Source organism: Micromonospora trifolii (assembly GCF_050516465.1).
Classification (GTDB): Bacteria; Actinomycetota; Actinomycetes; order Mycobacteriales; family Micromonosporaceae; genus Micromonospora; species Micromonospora trifolii.
Map to the genome: position 1 here is coordinate 1,006,039 of NZ_CP191526.1, position 14,289 is coordinate 1,020,327.

The window sequence follows — 14,289 nt, forward strand, 5'->3', positions numbered from 1 at the left end:
CGTTACCGGCTCAGGACGCGGCCGACGCGGACGCCGACGCCGACGGTCCCGTCGGCACAGCCGACGCCGACGGCGTGGCCGACGCGGACGGGGCCTTCACAGTGCCGCTGCCTGGCGTGAAGTCCGCCGGGATCGGCCGGCCCGGGTAGTACTGCGCCTGCAACCGACTCCAGGTGCCATCGGCGATGACCTCGTCGAGGCCCTTGTTCAGCGCCTCGCGCAGCTTGTCGCTGCCCTTGGCCACGGCGTACGCGGTCGGTGCCGGGCTGAGCTGCTTGGCCGCCACGGTGATCTTGCCGTTGCTGTCGGCAGCCGACTTCTCGCCGATCTCCGCCGGGGCGATCCAGGCGTCGGCGGTGCCCGCCTTGAGCTGGTTGATCGCGCCGTTGTAGTCCGGCACCCGCACCGGGTCGAGCTGCTTGCCGGTGGCGTAGTCGTCCTGGACGGTGCCCTGCACCACCACGACCCGCTTGCCGGCGAGCTGGTCGAAGCCGGTGATCGGCGAGCCGGCCGGGACGTCCAGGCCGAAGTAGCCGAAGTCGTAGCCGTTGCCGAAGTCGACGGTCTTCTTGCGGGCCTCGGTGATGGTGATCGAGGAACTGCCCACGTCGAACTTGCGGTTGTTGACCTGGCTGAGTAGCGCGGAGAAGTCGGTGCCGACGAACTCGACAGTGAGGCCGAGCTTGCCGGCCACGGCGGTCAACAGGTCGTTGTCGAAGCCGGTGAACTTGCCGTCCTTGAGGTATACGTTCGGCGGGGCGTCGGTCAGCGTGCCGGCGCGCAGCACACCCGCCTGGGCCAGGCCGTACGGGTTGGCGGTGGCGTCGGACGAGCTGTCGTCGCCGCAGGCGGTGAGGGCGGTCGCGGCCAGGATCGTGGCGGCGCCCAGGGCGGCGGCGCGGGTCAGGGCAGGAAGAAATCGCACGGGTGTCTCCGAAGGGTGGTGTCTCGGCGCGCACGGACGTGCGCCACCGACGGCGCGCCCGATGGGCGTACCGGTGGGTAGGAGCTCGGGAAGGGGGTGCTAGAGCGCGGTGCCGCGACGACAGGCGGCGCTGCACATTCGCATCATGTCCACGTGCCGTCGCCGGGTCAGTGCGGGCGAGGGTCGACCGGTGCGGGAGTCCGCGACGTCGGTCGGTGGGGTGGTGCTGAGGATGCGCATGGTTCTCCCGGGTCTGTGCTGACCTGGGTGCCAGGCCACGCTTGCACCGACGTCGTGCCGGTGCCTGGTCTTCACCCGGGGCACCCCACCGCGGAGGAGGGTTGCCGGCCAGCGAGCCGGGGCTTCGCGCTGGCACTCATGACCTGTGCCGAGGCTAGCAGCAGGAACGGGTGGATCGTCCAGTCGTTATGACCACGCTCACCGTGCGCGACGGGCTGTCGGCTCGCAGGTCAGCCGGCGTGCACGTGCGGTCGACGGTGCGGGTCGGGCTCCTGGCGGCGCAGGATCTCCCGGGTAACCGAGGCGATCGCGCCCTGCCCGAACGCCAGGTAGCGCAGGAAGTTGCGAGTCGGGCCGCCCTCGGACCACTCGAAGTAGATGTGGGGGCGCCGACGGCTGCGGTCGCGGATCTCCAGCAGCAGGGCGGCGAGCGCGGTGGGCACCGACGAGCTGGCCAGGCTGAGCACCGGGAAGCGGCCGTCGACCACTCCGCCGCGGACCAGCAGCTCCGTCTCGAAGTCGGACGGGTCGGTGACCTTGACCTCGACGAAGATGACGTCGCTGTCGTCGGGAAAGTCGTTGTCCGCCATGGTCTGCGCCAGCTTGGCGCGGTACTCCGCCTCGTCGCGCCGGTCGGGTTCGTGCGCGATGAGGCGGATCCGCCGGCCGGCGCGCTCGTCGATCATCCGAGCCGCGGCGTGGTCCAGCTCGACGTGGTCGACGCGCAGCTCGTAGGCCCGCATCAGCCGGGACAGCACCGACACCAGGATGATCCCGCCGATGAAACAGGCCGCGATCTTGACGCCGCTCGGGCGCTCCACCACGTTCGCCAGGGTGGTGTAGACGAAGATCACCGCGATGACTCCGAACGCGATGGTGCGGCCGCGCTGACGCTGCCGGCGCGCCGCGAGCGTCACCGCCGTCGCGGCCGAGGTGATCAACACCAGGACCCCGGTGGCGTACGCGCCGCCCTGCGCGTCCACGCTGGCCTCGAAGACGATCGTGATCAGGAACGCCACGGCGGTGAAGACCAGCACCAGCGGCCGGACGGCTCGCGCCCAGGTCGGTGCCATGCCGTAGCGGGGCAGGTAGCGCGGTACGAGGTTGAGCAGACCGGCCATCGCCGATGCCCCGGCGAACCAGAGGATGCCGATGGTGGACAGGTCGTAGATGGTGCCGAACACCTCGCCGAGGTGGGCGTGCGCCAGGTAGGCCAGCGCGCGCCCGTTCGCCGGCCCGCCCGGCTGGAAGGCCTCCGGCGGAATGAGCACGGTGGTCGTCACGCTGCTGGTGATCAGGAAGACGCTCATGATCACCGCTGCGGTGGTGAGCAGCCGGCGGGCGCCACGGATCCGGCCCAGTGGTCGTGCCTCGGAGTCCTGCGGGTCACCCCGTACGCTCGGCATGACCGCCACCCCGGTCTCGAAACCGGACAGACCCAGCGCCAGCTTCGGAAAGACCAGCAGCGACAGCCCGACCACCAGCCACGGATCGCCGTGCCCGGTGGTCAGCATGGTGGTCCAGTCGCCGACCGCGCTCGGATGCGTCGCCACCCGCCACAGCGCGTCGGCCACCACCACCGCGTTCAGCGTCAGATAGACCGCGACCAGGACGACGGCGATCCCGATGGCCTCGGTGAATCCCTTGAGGAACACCGCGCCCAGCAGCGACACCAGCAGCAGCGTGACGAGCACCTCGTGACCCTTGAGCCCACTCGGCCAGAACGGGTTCTCGTCGATGTGCGCCGTCGCGTCGGCGGCCGAGAGGGTGATGGTGATGATGAAGTCGGTGGCCGCGAAACCGAGCAGCACCAGCACCAGCAACTTGCCCGGCCAGTAGCTCAGCAGGCGTACCAGCATCGCGATGGAGCCCTCACCGTGCGGGCTCTCCACCGCCACCCGCCGGTAGACCGGCAACGCCCCCAGCAGGGTCACCAGCACCAGCACCAGGGTCGCCACCGGCGAGAGCGCCCCGGCGGCCAGCGCCGCGATGCCCGGCTGGTAACCCAGCGTGGAGAAGTAGTCGACCCCGGTCAGGCACATCACCTTCCACCACGGGTGGTGCCGGTGCTCCGGCGGACGCCCGTGCGGCCCCGGGTGCTGCACGGCCTGGTCCGAGCCGGCGTCGAGCAGCCACCCCCGCAACCGGCCGGCGCGTCTGTCGAGAGTCACCGGCGCGTCCCCCGTCATCCCGCCCACGGTCACCGTGAGTATCCGCCCGACGGGCCGCCCCCGTCCGCCGGTGCGCGGAACCCGGCCAACGCCACGGCGGGTTTCAGGGCCCAGGACAGGGGGAAGCAGCGCCCCGGGCTGGGTGGGACGGCACCGGGGGAGGGGACAGGGCATGGTCGGCGGCCGTCGCTTCCGCCCGGGTGGTGGCTTTGGCCGCCAACTCGACGAGTACGAGACGAGGGTCGGTGTGCCACCGTCCCCGGAGCCGCCCGCCGCGTCCCACGGCGGCCTGGTGGACAGCGCGGTCTACATCCGGGGGCACCGGTTCGCCTCGCCGTCCGGCCTCGCCGAGACGTACCGCTGCCTCCAGGAGCAGGACGGCGCGATGGCCTGGATCGGGCTGTACCGGCCCGACATCGAGCAGATCACCTCGCTGGCCCGGGAGTTTCGGCTGCACGACCTGGCGGTCGAGGACGCGATCAACGCTCACCAGCGGCCCAAGCTGGAGCGGTACGCGCACACCCTGTTCGTGGTGTTGCGCGCCGCCAGCTACGACGACCTCCGGGAGGAGGTCGAGTTCTCCGAGCTGCACCTTTTCATCGGCCCGGGCTTCGTGATCACCGTCCGACACGGTGAGGCGCCCGACCTGGCCGCGGTGCGGCGGCGGCTGGAGACCGAGCCGCAGATGCTGGCCCGGGGCCCGGAGGCGGTCCTGTACGCGATCCTCGACCAGGTCGTCGACGGGTACGCGCCAGTGGTGGCCGGACTGGAGAACGACATCGACGAGATCGAGACCGAGGTGTTCGGCGGCGACCCGAACGCCAGCCGCCGCATCTACGGGCTCAGCCGCGAGGTCATCCAGTTCCAGCGGGCCGCCCGCCCTCTGCTCAGCGTGCTCGACGCGCTGGCCGACGGCGTCGGCAGCGCCAGCGCCGACGAGGAGCTGCGCCGCTACCTGCGCGACGTGACCGACCACCTGACCCAGGTGGTGGAGCGGGTGGACGGTTTCCGGCACCTGTTGCAGAACATCCTCACCGTCAACGCCACCCTCGTCTCACAGCAGCAGAACGAGGAGATGCGCAGCCTCACCGCGGCCAGCTACAGCCAGAACGAGGAGCTGAAGAAGGTCTCCTCCTGGGCGGCGATCCTCTTTGCTCCCACGCTCATCGGCACCGTGTACGGCATGAACTTCGTGCACATGCCGGAACTGAACTGGCGCTTCGGCTACCTCTTCGCGCTGCTGCTGATGCTGCTGGTCTGCGGCACCCTCTATGTGATCTTCAAGCGGCGCGGCTGGCTCTGAGCCGCGCGGCCGGGATTCACTCGATGCCGCGAAGGATGTGTCGTTCGTCCTCGACGTCGTCGTCGCCGGCACTGATCCGGCCGAGCAGTACGGCGGCCGCCCAGATCGTCAGTGGCGTGGCCGCCCCGGTCATTCCGCCGCCGGTCCGGTCGTCCCGGGTCTGGCTCCGCTCCGTGCGCGGTGGCCTGCGCTGAGCCTGCATGGGCCCTGCCTCTCCTCGTCGAAGCCGTCGTGGGCGGCGCGGGGTGACCCCGCGCCGCACCGGCCGGGCGAACCGCCTGCGAGCAGCTCACCACCGGTACGACAGCCACTCGAACCTTCCCACGCCCGGCCGCATCCGCACCGCTTGTTTTCGGGTTTCCCGACTGTCGCCCGCCAAACCGGACATTACGCCTCGACGGTCGAGGCATGGTCAAGGCAGCGGGTGGGCGATGCCGCGCGCGTGGTCGGTGAGCGCCGCGCCGACCACTGTCGCGGCCAGCGGCAACACCTCCAGACAGCGGCGCACAGCGGCAGCCATCAGCGTGTTCGGCACCCGCATTGAGAGCGTGCAGTGCGGCACCCACCGCCCCGGCTGGTAGTGCTCGGCGAGGGGTATGCCGGCGGCGGCGAGCCGGTCGTGCACCAGCCGGTGGTGCGCCAGCAACTCCGGGGTGGGCGCTGGGCCGAGCCAGAGCACCCGACCGACGAACTGGCCGGCGTGCTGGAAGTCGAGCCGCAGCGGGGCGGCCACCACCGTCCCCTGTAGCGCCTCGGCGACCTGCTCCGGGTCGAACCGGGGCGCCACCATGAGCGAGACGTGCGGACGGTGGCGCTGCTCCAGCAGCGAGCGCATGCTCTGCACGCCCTCGGCCTCCAGCGCGTCCCAGAGCACCCGGATCCGGCGGGTGGCGTCCGGGTCCAGGTACAACTCCACCGCGGCGACCATTTGATCACCGTAGCGGCCCAGGTTTGCGCGCCCGGGTCCGGCGGTACCTGTTCGGAAACCGACCAGGAAGGCGTACCCGTGGATGTGAGTGACCTGCTGACCGAGGCGTACGACCGGCTGCCCGACCTCGTCCGCGCGGCCGTCGACGGCCTCAGCCCCGAGCAACTGCGCCACCAGCCCGCGCCGGGCGCCAACTCGGTCGGCTGGCTGGTCTGGCACCTCACCCGGGTGCAGGACCACCACGTCGCCGACCTGCTCGACGCCGAGCAGATATGGGTGAGCGGCGACTGGGCGGGTCGGTTCGGGCTCGCCGCCGACCCCGACGACACCGGCTACGGGCACTCACCCGCTCAGGTCGCGGCGGTGCGGCCGGAGAGCCCGCAGGCGCTGATCGACTACTACCAGGCGGTCGCGGCGCGTACCGGAAGCTTCCTGGCCGGCCTGGGCCCGGCGGACCTGGACCGCGTCGTCGACGAGGCGTGGGACCCACCGGTCACCCTCGGCGTCCGGTTGGTCAGCGTCGCCGACGACGACCTGCAACACGTGGGCCAGGCCGCCTACGTGCGCGGCCTGATCGAGGCCGGCTGACGCACCCCTCACCCTCTTCGGGTGAACCGGGCTCACCCCGACGCGGGTGATCCTGCGGGAAACCGTGGGGAGGGGACCCGATGGGCGCGACGGCGGAGCAGTACCTGCGACAGCTGGACACCGGTCGGCGGCCCGACCTGCCGGAGACCACCGCGGGGACGCTGCGGCTGGACGTCCGCGACGACGGCAGCACCGATCACTGGTACCTGACCGTCGCCGACCAGCAGGTCCGGGTGACCCGCTCAGCCGACGACGCCGAGCTGGTGGTGCGGGCCGACCGGGCGGTCTTCGACCGGATGGCCCGCGGCGAGCTGCACCCGGGCGCGGGCCTGTTGCGCAACGAGCTGACCGTGCAGGGCAACATGCAACTGCTGATGCTGCTGCGGCGGATCTTCTCCGGGCCGGACGGCGCCCGTCACCCGCATGAGCTGGGCCGGGCCGCGTTGGTTGGCCGGGCCGCGACGACCGCTCGGAATGAGCGGTCGTGAAGCAGGAACTGGTGCACGTCATCGCCGGCAACCTGTTCGCGATCAGCGACGCCCAGGGCGACATCGAGGCCGATCCGCAGGCCCCGCTCGGACTCTTCGCGTACGACACCCGGTTCCTGTCACACTGGGTGCTCAGGATCGACGGCGAACGGATCAACGCGCTCTCCCGCGACGACCTCACCTACTTCGAGACCCGGTTCTTCCTGGTCCCCGGTGCGGCGAGCCACTACGTCGACGCGGACGTGTCGATCATCAGGCACCGTTCGGTGCACGACTGTCTGCACGAGAACATCACAGTGCTCAACCACTCGTCGCAGCCCGCCGAGTTCACCGTCCGGGTGGAGATGGCCAGCGACTTCACCGACATCATCGAGGTCGGGCAGCTCCGGCAGCGGGCCGTCGAGGTCAGCGCAGACTCGGCGAGCCAGCAGCTCGTGCTGCGCTACCAGCGGGACCGGTTCGTCCGCGAGACCACTGTGCGCAGCACCGTCCCTGCCGAGGTTGACGAGCAGGGGATGACGTTCCGGATCCGGATCGAAGCCGACGGGAAGTGGGAGACCGACCTGCACGTCAGCGCGACCATGGGCGGCGAGGAGGGCCGGGATCTCCGCGCCGACCTACAGTCGCACCAGCAGACCGTGCGGACGGGGATGCGCGAGGACCTGGTGCAGTGGCTGGACCGGGCACCGCAGCTGGTGGCCGAACGCAAGGGCCTCGAGGAGCTCTACCAGGGCAGCCTCGCGGACCTGGCGGCGCTGCGCTACAAGCCGCTGTCGTACCGCGAGCGGGTGCCGATCGGCGGTCTGCCGTGGGCGATGGGGTTGTGTGGACGGGACGCCATCATCACCTGCCTCCAGACGATGGCCTTCACCCCCGAACTTGCTCCGGCGACGCTACGGATGCTGGCGCTCATGCAGGGCGGCCAGCTCGACGACGCGCTGGACGAGGAGCCCGGCAAGATCCTGGCCCAGCTCCGATACGGCGAGACGGGGGCGTTCAGCGACCGGGCGAGCGCGCTGTACTACGGCGCGGCGGACACCACCCCGCTCTTCGTCGTGCTGCTCGACGAGTACGAGCGCTGGTCCGGTGACGCCGACCTGGTCCGCGAGCTGCGCCACCCGGCCCGGATGGCGCTGGACTGGATCGACGAGTACGGCGACCTGACCGGGGACGGCTACCTGCGCTACCAGCGCCGCAACGAGCGCGACGGCACGATCAACCAGTGCTGGAAGGACTCCCCGGACGCCATCGTCGACGGTCACGGTCGGCAACCCGCCTTCCCTCGCGCCACCTGCGAGTTGCAGGGCTACGCGTACGACGCGAAGCGGCGTGGCGCCCGGCTGGCCCGGGAGTTCTGGGGCGACCCCGCGTACGCCGACAGGTTGGAACGGGAGGCGGCAGCGCTGAAGGAGCGCTTCAACCGGGACTTCTGGCTGCCACACCGGGAGTACTACGCGTTGGCGCTCGACCCGTACGGCGAACCGGTCGATGCGCTGGCCTCCAACATGGGGCATCTGCTCTGGAGCGGGATCGTCGCCGACGACCGTGCGGAGGCGGTCGCCGAGCACCTGGTCGGGCCGCGACTGTTCAGCGGATGGGGAGTACGCACGTTCGCCACGGGGCAGCGCACGTACAACCCGGTGGGCACGCACCTGGGCGCGGTATGGCCGTCGGACAACGCGCTGATCGCCGCCGGGTTGCGCCGCTACCGCCTCGACGTGCAGGCGGCCCGGATCGCGGACGGCATCTTCGACATGGCGCAGACGCTCGGTGGCGCGACGCCGGGAATGATCGCCGGCTACGAGCGCGACCTGACGACCTACCCCGTGCAGTTGACGACGAGCTGCCGCCCGCAGGCGTGGTCGTCGGGAGCGTTGCTGATGCTGCTCGGCACCATGCTGGGCCTGCGACCTACCGGCGACAACCTGTTGGTCAACCCGGCGGTGCCGGAGGGGTTCGGTCGGCTGGAACTGCTGGACATTCCGGGACGTTGGGGTCACTCCGACGCCTACGCGAGGGACCGGACCACCGAGCGCCGGCACCGCCTGCGCTGAGGCGGTGGAGCAGCGCTCGGCCCGGCGACGGTCGGCGTCGGAGTCAGCCCATGGTCTTGGCGCCGTCGATCGACTCGCGCAGGATGTCGGCGTGCCCGGCGTGCTGGGCCGTCTCGGCGATCAGGTGCAGCAGCACCCGGCGGACTGTCCAACTCGCCCCCGGCTCGAACCAGGGCGCCTGCGGCAGCGGGTGCGCGGCATCCAGGTCGAGGGTGGCGGTCAACTCGTCGGTCTGGGCGGCCACCTCCTGGAAGCGCTCGACCAGCCCGGCGAGGGTCTCGCCCGGCAACATCTGGAACTGACCGACCCAGTCGATCTCCTCGCGGCCCATCGCCTCCGCGCCGCCGACGGCGAAGAGCATCCACCGGTGCTCGACGCCGGACACGTGCTTGATGAGGCCGCCGAGGCAGAGCCCGCTGACGGTGGGGCGGCTGGCCGCCTGCTCGTCGGTGAGCCCGTCGACCGTCTGCAAGAGGAAACCGCGGTGCCTGCGGAGGGTCTGCAGGAGGTCGGCGCGCTCACCGGTGAGCTGCTCAGTGCTGGTCATGCCGCCACCCTTCGTTGATGTCCACCCGGTGCCACCGTAGGGCGAGGCACCGACATTTCCCGGGCACGACACCTAATCGACCGAAGACGCGCCAGCGGTTGCCGATCCGCGCCGGTGGCGGTCAACTGAATGACATGGGTGTGATTAAGGTGGGCACGTCGTCCTGGGCGGACCAGTCCCTGCTGCGCTCCGGGTGGTACCCACGCTCGGCCAGCACGCCGGCCCGTCGACTGGGCTTCTACGCCAGCCAGTTCCCGATGGTCGAGGTGGACACGTCCTACTACGCCATCCCGGTGCCGGAGACGACCCAGGGCTGGGTGGACGCCACACCTGACGACTTCACCTTCGACGTCAAGGCGTTCAGCCTCTTCACCGGTCACCCGACACCGGTCGCCGTGCTGCCCCGGGACCTGCGACCGGCCAGCGGCCCGAGCCGGATCCGCCGCCGTGACCTGCCGGAGCCGGCGTACGAGGAGCTGTGGGCCCGGTTCCGCGCGGCCCTCGCCCCGATCGCGGCGGCCGGCAAGCTCGGTGTGGTGATGTTGCAGTTCCCGCCGTGGCTGGTGCGCAGCCCCGCGGCCGAACGCCGGATCGTCGAGCTGGCGCAGCGCTGCCGGCCGTGGCGGGTCGGTGTGGAGCTGCGGCACGCCTCCTGGTTGGACGACGACGCCGCGCCGGACACCCTGGACCTGCTACGCGCCCACGATCTGTCCCTGGTCTGCGTCGACATGCCGCAGGGTCACCCGTCGTCGGTGCCGCCGATCCTGACCATGACGGCGGAGCCGGCGATCGTCCGGTTCCACGGTCACAGCGACGCCTGGGGCGAGGGCGACAAGCAGGAGAAGTTCCGGTACGCGTACGCCGAGGACGAGCTGCGGCACTGGGCCGGGCTGCTGGCCGAGTTCGCCGATCTCTCCGACGAGTTGCACGTGCTGTTCAACAACTGCTGTGCCGGGCAGGCCCAGCGCGACGCGACCCGGCTGGCGCAACTGCTCGCCGAGACGTTGGTCGTCGAGCAGGCCGTCCCGGCGACCGGCTGACCGCCGCACGGGCCGCCCGGCCGGGTGCCGGCCCGGTCAGGACCGTCGTCCCCGGCTGCGCAGGGCGTCCTGGGTCGACTCGCCGATGTCCGCATCATCGGGGAAGCTCCGGCCGCTGGGGGCGGGATCGGGTGGGGCACCCGGTCCGGCCATGGTCGTACGGGTCGGCTCGACCGAGCCGAAGCCGTGTCGTCCCGCCGGGTCTGACCGGCCCGCCGGGGCACCCGCGCGTCGCTCTCCGCGCCGTCCCTCGGGTACCGCGGCCTCCTCGCTGCCCTCGTCCATCGGTGAGTCGTCGTCAGTGCCCCAGGGCGCGTCGGCGTCGAAGCCGTCGCCGGTGCCCCACGGCTTGGTCGCTTCCGGCTCCAGCCGGTCGTTGTCACCGCTGCGTCCCTTGTGCGCCGTCATGGCCACCCCGCTCGTCGGTCCGCCGCTACGGCGGACGATGTGCCGTCCTCGGGCCGGGACTGCCCGCCCGAGCGCGGCGCACCACATGTCGCCGGCACGCCGCTGCGCGCGGGATCCGTCGTCGCTCCGGTGCGCGCGCAGGGCCGGCCAGCGCCCCGCCGTCGAGGTGGCGGCGGGACGCCGGTCGGCCTGACGTTCAGCGTCCGGCCATCGCCATCGGGCGCTTGCCGTTACTCATTCCCGCCAGCTTGATCATGCTCTTCGCTCCGCCGCCCCGGCCGAGCATCCCGCGGAACACCTGGCCGGGCTTCTGCTGCTCACCCATGTACGCGGTGACCACGACCAGGGTCCCGGTCAGCGCCGGAATGGCCCACTGGAGCAGCTTCATCTGCCGCTGCGACGAGGCCACGCTGGACGGCGTCTGGTGGTTCGGCTCGGTGGCGCCACTCACCGACGGACCGCCCGCCTTCTCCAGCCGCATGCCGACCAACCGGCTGTAGCCGGTGACCGCCAGCGCGCCGATCGTCAACGCGGTCTTGATGGCGCTGGCCCGGCCAACGCCGGACTGGGCCGCCACCCGTGGGCTCTCGGTTACCAACTCGCCGACGGCGCCGGCCAGGTGGGCGCCGATCGCGGCCGCGTTGACCGGTGTCCACTTGGACCATCCAGCCGAGGCGACCGGGAGTCGCTGGGTCGAGTCGCTGATTTTCGCCGCTGCGCCGTTGACGCCGAAGGCACCCATGAGGGAGCCGCCAAACCAGGCCGCCAGGCCCAGATCGTGCATCGAGCGCAGTGCGGTGTGCCGTTCGGACATGTGATCCCCTTCCGCCGTGTCGGGCGGTGCGGCTTACCCGCCGGTCGGGCAGCTAACCCCGCCCCGGGCGGGCCGATCCGCGCCGTGGCGGGCCGCTACCGGACATCCGTGGCGTCGGCAGGTCGACCTGCCCCGAGCAGGAGTCGTTGGCCCGGTGGCGGGTAGATCCCGAGCGACGCCGACGAGAGGGGAACGCGATGTCGCAGCCGGACGAGAGCCGGGAGAAGACCCCCAAAACAGACGCGGTGCTCATGCACCCCGACAACGACCCACACCGGAACACCGCCGAGGTCGCGCCCCGCAAGGAGCACGCCGAGATCCAGGTGGAGCGGGACGGTGAACTGGTGCCGCTGGACCAGGACGAGTGAGCCGACCGACCGGTAGGGCTCAGCGGGGCGGCAGATCGCCGACGAAACCGGCGATCCGCCGCGCCAGCGGGACGCTGGCGCGGACCCAGGTGAAGTGGTCCAACGTCGTACCGGCCTGCGCCACTGTGTACCGCTCCCGGGTCACCGGCGCGTCGGCGAGCTTCGCGCAGAGGTGGTCCATGGTCTCGTGCGGGGTGAACTGGTCGTCGTCCACACTGACGGCCAGCACCGGAGTCCGCACCGCGCGGACCGCGGCCTCGGTGTCCGTACCGTCGAGCCGGGGGAATCGGCCGGTCCGCGCGGTGTGGGCCCAGTCGCGGATCACGCCGCGCGCCTGCCGACCGCCGAAGCCCCAGCCCGGCCAGACCCCGAGCAGCGCCGCAGTGGCGGCGATTCCCTGGGTGTAGGGCAGTACGCCGAGGCCGCGCCGGCCCGGGTAGCTCCGCCAGTACGGGATGCCGACCGCGACCAGCGCCAACCCGTCCACCTCGTCGCTCCCGTGCAGGGCGAGGTGCAGCAGCGCGGCCTGCCCGCCGAGCGAGTGCCCGAGGAGCAGTCGGGTGCGTCCGTCCAGTCGCGGCTTGAGGGCGGCCAGGACGGCGCCGACGTCGTCGGCCAGTTCGGCGTAACCGTGCCGGTCCGCCCGACTCGGCGCGGGCGTGCTCGCCCCGGTGCCGCGCAGGTCGGCCACGACCACGGCCAGTCCGGCGGCGCGCAGCGCGGCGGCGAAGGGCCGGTAGTAGCGGGCCCGGACCCCCATCGCGGGCCAGATCACGACCACCGGCGCGCCCGGCGCCCCGGCCGGCTCCGGATAGACCTGCACACCCAGCCGGCCACCGTCGACCTCGACGAACTCCTGCGCGTACTCCGGCTCCCCGTTCACCGGCCCAGCCTACGGCCTGACGTTACCGGCGGGTAGCAGCAGGCTGCCGGGTCGACGACAGCGCTGCGCAGACGTGCCGCACGCTCGACGGACGCGACGAAGGGCCCCGCCGGACGGCGGAGCCCTTCAAAGGACGCTGCGGTCAGGAGACCGAGATCGCCCCGTTGCTGGCCCGCACGCAGGCCACTGAACGGGCGCTGGTGGAGGCCGCGCCGCTCAGGCACTGGCCGAGCACCTGGTGCCCGGTGGCGTTCGGGTGCCACGACTCCTGGCAGGTCTGGAAGTAGGTGACGCAGGTGTTGGCGATTCGCTGGATGGCGATCTTGTCCTTGCCGGCGAGGCTGGTGACGAAGGTGCCGGTCGCGCCGTCCTGAAGCCGGATCGGAGTGGCCAGCGCGCCGCTCGGGCTGCTGGTCTGCTCGCAGAGCCGGGCGCCGTTGAAGGCCTGCTGCACGTTCAGGTACACCAGGTCGTCGGCGGGGAACTCGGCGGCCAGAGTGTCCCTGGTGGACTTCACGATGCCGCCCAGGCCCTGGGAGAAGCGGTGCCCCGGCGCCAGGCTGGCCCGGTGGATCGGGCAACCGGCCGCGTACCGCTCGGCGCCCAGGTCACGGAACTTGTCCCGGGTGTCGTCCCGGCTGTCCTCCTCGTGGAACTGCTGGTTCAGGTCCAGCGGCAGCGGGTTCGTGTAGTCCTGGAACACCACCCGGTGCTGCCCGTCCGCGTCCACCTGGTCGAGGGTGGTCAGGATCTGGCGTACGGCCGCGGTGGTCTCCGCGGTCGCGGCGCTGAGCTGCGCGGCGGTGGCCAGGTCGGCGTCGCTGCACGGCTTCTGCTCCACCGGGCCGTTCAGGTACGCCCAGAACTCCCACCAGCCGGTCCAGGCGTCGGCGATGAACCGGTTGGCGCACTTCTCCGCGACGCTGCCGAAGGTGAACGAACTGTTGTTGGAGCCGAGGCCGACCAGCACCAGGTCGATGTCCTGCGTCTGCGCGACGGCGCGCAGCTGACTCACCTGCGAGGCGACGGTGCGACCGTTGGTCCGCGCCTGGGAGGCGTTGGCGATGTCGTGTGGCTGACCACCGGAGCAGGCCAGGTTGAACCGGTTCTGGATGCCCGGCAGGTTGGCCTGGTTGAGCGAGGCGTTCGCCGAGCGGTGGCAGAAGAACGCGTTGTTGTTCGCCGCGGTCCAACCGGGGAAGCCCTGGCTGACTCCGTTGACGTCGACGACCGGGGTGTACGCCCCGGCGCCCTCGCCACTGATGAAGCTGTCCCCGAGTGCCACCGCGGCGGTGGGCAACGCGGCGGACGCGGGTGCGGGCAGCGCGAAGGCGGTCGACAACGCGGCCATCGCGATCGTTAGTCCCGCGGCGAGCGCGGTACGCCGGAACCTGGGCATGGGGCCCCCAACCATCGAAAGATGAAAGATTCTCTGAGAGCGAGATCAGATCACCCCCGTACGACGGGCGTCAATGGCCCGTAACAGATTCGTTCGACGAAAGACACGCGCACGTAGGCAGGACGCCCTACCG

At 71.4% G+C, this 14,289-nt stretch carries 16 protein-coding genes and 1 riboswitch; of the genes, 6 read left to right on the forward strand and 10 right to left on the reverse strand.

The features are described 5' to 3' along the window. Positions 1-10: 10 nt before the first annotated feature. The 3 genes from ACQRWP_RS04610 to ACQRWP_RS04620 form a co-directional block, all read right to left on the reverse strand. Positions 11-925 (reverse strand): ABC transporter substrate-binding protein, encoded by a 915-nt coding sequence (locus ACQRWP_RS04610; RefSeq protein ID WP_430500960.1) that lies wholly within the window; start codon positions 923-925, stop codon positions 11-13. A 99-nt stretch (positions 926-1,024) separates the two neighbouring features. Then, entirely contained in the window at positions 1,025-1,165 is a 141-nt protein-coding gene (locus ACQRWP_RS04615; protein WP_430500961.1) for a hypothetical protein, read from the reverse strand. 32 nt (positions 1,166-1,197) lie between these two features. Beyond that, a riboswitch (SAM riboswitch) is annotated at positions 1,198-1,309 on the reverse strand. Positions 1,310-1,395: 86 nt separating this feature from the next. Further along, the gene (locus ACQRWP_RS04620) at positions 1,396-3,354 is read right to left on the reverse strand and encodes an amino acid transporter (RefSeq protein WP_430500962.1); all 1,959 of its coding nucleotides are present in this window, start codon (positions 3,352-3,354) and stop codon (positions 1,396-1,398) included. A 154-nt stretch (positions 3,355-3,508) separates the two neighbouring features. Here ACQRWP_RS04620 and corA point away from each other — a divergent pair, with 154 nt between their 5' ends. Further along, on the forward strand, positions 3,509-4,639 hold the full coding sequence (gene corA / locus ACQRWP_RS04625; RefSeq protein ID WP_430500963.1) for a magnesium/cobalt transporter CorA: 1,131 nt from the start codon (positions 3,509-3,511) through the stop codon (positions 4,637-4,639). A gap of 16 nt (positions 4,640-4,655) precedes the next feature. Here the strand turns inward: corA and ACQRWP_RS04630 are convergent, their stop codons facing one another. Continuing rightward, complete coding sequence (locus tag ACQRWP_RS04630; protein WP_238677098.1) at positions 4,656-4,841, reverse strand: hypothetical protein; 186 nt, start codon at positions 4,839-4,841, stop codon at positions 4,656-4,658. A 210-nt stretch (positions 4,842-5,051) separates the two neighbouring features. Beyond that, positions 5,052-5,567, reverse strand: coding sequence for a 2'-5' RNA ligase family protein (locus ACQRWP_RS04635; protein ID WP_238677099.1), 516 nt, complete (start codon positions 5,565-5,567; stop codon positions 5,052-5,054). 78 nt (positions 5,568-5,645) lie between these two features. Between ACQRWP_RS04635 and ACQRWP_RS04640 the strand changes: the two genes are divergently transcribed. From ACQRWP_RS04640 to ACQRWP_RS04650, 3 genes are all read left to right on the forward strand, one after another. Beyond that, complete coding sequence (locus tag ACQRWP_RS04640) at positions 5,646-6,155, forward strand: mycothiol transferase (RefSeq protein ID WP_430500964.1); 510 nt, start codon at positions 5,646-5,648, stop codon at positions 6,153-6,155. 80 nt (positions 6,156-6,235) lie between these two features. Continuing rightward, positions 6,236-6,643: an SCP2 sterol-binding domain-containing protein gene (locus ACQRWP_RS04645; protein ID WP_430500965.1), complete on the forward strand. Its 408-nt coding sequence runs from the start codon at positions 6,236-6,238 to the stop codon at positions 6,641-6,643. Then, positions 6,640-8,697 (forward strand): amylo-alpha-1,6-glucosidase, encoded by a 2,058-nt coding sequence (locus ACQRWP_RS04650; protein WP_430500966.1) that lies wholly within the window; start codon positions 6,640-6,642, stop codon positions 8,695-8,697. Before ACQRWP_RS04645 ends, ACQRWP_RS04650 begins: the two co-directional genes overlap by 4 nt. A gap of 43 nt (positions 8,698-8,740) precedes the next feature. Here the strand turns inward: ACQRWP_RS04650 and ACQRWP_RS04655 are convergent, their stop codons facing one another. Then, on the reverse strand, positions 8,741-9,244 hold the full coding sequence (locus ACQRWP_RS04655) for a DinB family protein (protein ID WP_430500967.1): 504 nt from the start codon (positions 9,242-9,244) through the stop codon (positions 8,741-8,743). A 134-nt stretch (positions 9,245-9,378) separates the two neighbouring features. Here ACQRWP_RS04655 and ACQRWP_RS04660 point away from each other — a divergent pair, with 134 nt between their 5' ends. Continuing rightward, positions 9,379-10,284 (forward strand): DUF72 domain-containing protein, encoded by a 906-nt coding sequence (locus ACQRWP_RS04660; protein ID WP_430500968.1) that lies wholly within the window; start codon positions 9,379-9,381, stop codon positions 10,282-10,284. A gap of 36 nt (positions 10,285-10,320) precedes the next feature. Here the strand turns inward: ACQRWP_RS04660 and ACQRWP_RS04665 are convergent, their stop codons facing one another. Both ACQRWP_RS04665 and ACQRWP_RS04670 read right to left on the reverse strand, forming a co-directional pair. After that, positions 10,321-10,692, reverse strand: coding sequence for a hypothetical protein (locus tag ACQRWP_RS04665; protein WP_430500969.1), 372 nt, complete (start codon positions 10,690-10,692; stop codon positions 10,321-10,323). A gap of 196 nt (positions 10,693-10,888) precedes the next feature. After that, positions 10,889-11,506, reverse strand: coding sequence for a hypothetical protein (locus ACQRWP_RS04670; RefSeq protein ID WP_430500970.1), 618 nt, complete (start codon positions 11,504-11,506; stop codon positions 10,889-10,891). Positions 11,507-11,703: 197 nt separating this feature from the next. On the opposite strand from ACQRWP_RS04670, the gene ACQRWP_RS04675 reads away from it, so the two are divergent. Next, positions 11,704-11,874: a hypothetical protein gene (locus tag ACQRWP_RS04675; RefSeq protein WP_158629581.1), complete on the forward strand. Its 171-nt coding sequence runs from the start codon at positions 11,704-11,706 to the stop codon at positions 11,872-11,874. Positions 11,875-11,893: 19 nt separating this feature from the next. Here the strand turns inward: ACQRWP_RS04675 and ACQRWP_RS04680 are convergent, their stop codons facing one another. Then, positions 11,894-12,757, reverse strand: coding sequence for an alpha/beta hydrolase family protein (locus tag ACQRWP_RS04680; RefSeq protein ID WP_430500971.1), 864 nt, complete (start codon positions 12,755-12,757; stop codon positions 11,894-11,896). Between the two features lie 142 nt (positions 12,758-12,899). Further along, the gene (locus ACQRWP_RS04685; RefSeq protein ID WP_430500972.1) at positions 12,900-14,156 is read right to left on the reverse strand and encodes a hypothetical protein; all 1,257 of its coding nucleotides are present in this window, start codon (positions 14,154-14,156) and stop codon (positions 12,900-12,902) included. Between the last annotated feature and the right edge of the window lie 133 nt (positions 14,157-14,289).

Bases quoted from the DNA above. Each gene is read 5' to 3' on its own strand.
- ACQRWP_RS04665 (WP_430500969.1), bottom strand. From the start codon at position 10,692: ATGACGGCGCACAAGGGACGCAGCGGTGACAACGACCGGCTGGAGCCG.
- ACQRWP_RS04655 (WP_430500967.1), bottom strand. From the start codon at position 9,244: ATGACCAGCACTGAGCAGCTCACCGGTGAGCGCGCCGACCTCCTGCAG.
- ACQRWP_RS04620 (WP_430500962.1), bottom strand. From the start codon at position 3,354: ATGACGGGGGACGCGCCGGTGACTCTCGACAGACGCGCCGGCCGGTTG.
- corA (WP_430500963.1), top strand. From the start codon at position 3,509: ATGGTCGGCGGCCGTCGCTTCCGCCCGGGTGGTGGCTTTGGCCGCCAA.
- ACQRWP_RS04635 (WP_238677099.1), bottom strand. From the start codon at position 5,567: ATGGTCGCCGCGGTGGAGTTGTACCTGGACCCGGACGCCACCCGCCGG.
- ACQRWP_RS04630 (WP_238677098.1), bottom strand. From the start codon at position 4,841: ATGCAGGCTCAGCGCAGGCCACCGCGCACGGAGCGGAGCCAGACCCGG.
- ACQRWP_RS04675 (WP_158629581.1), top strand. From the start codon at position 11,704: ATGTCGCAGCCGGACGAGAGCCGGGAGAAGACCCCCAAAACAGACGCG.
- ACQRWP_RS04645 (WP_430500965.1), top strand. From the start codon at position 6,236: ATGGGCGCGACGGCGGAGCAGTACCTGCGACAGCTGGACACCGGTCGG.
- ACQRWP_RS04660 (WP_430500968.1), top strand. From the start codon at position 9,379: ATGGGTGTGATTAAGGTGGGCACGTCGTCCTGGGCGGACCAGTCCCTG.
- ACQRWP_RS04685 (WP_430500972.1), bottom strand. From the start codon at position 14,156: ATGCCCAGGTTCCGGCGTACCGCGCTCGCCGCGGGACTAACGATCGCG.
- ACQRWP_RS04670 (WP_430500970.1), bottom strand. From the start codon at position 11,506: ATGTCCGAACGGCACACCGCACTGCGCTCGATGCACGATCTGGGCCTG.
- ACQRWP_RS04615 (WP_430500961.1), bottom strand. From the start codon at position 1,165: ATGCGCATCCTCAGCACCACCCCACCGACCGACGTCGCGGACTCCCGC.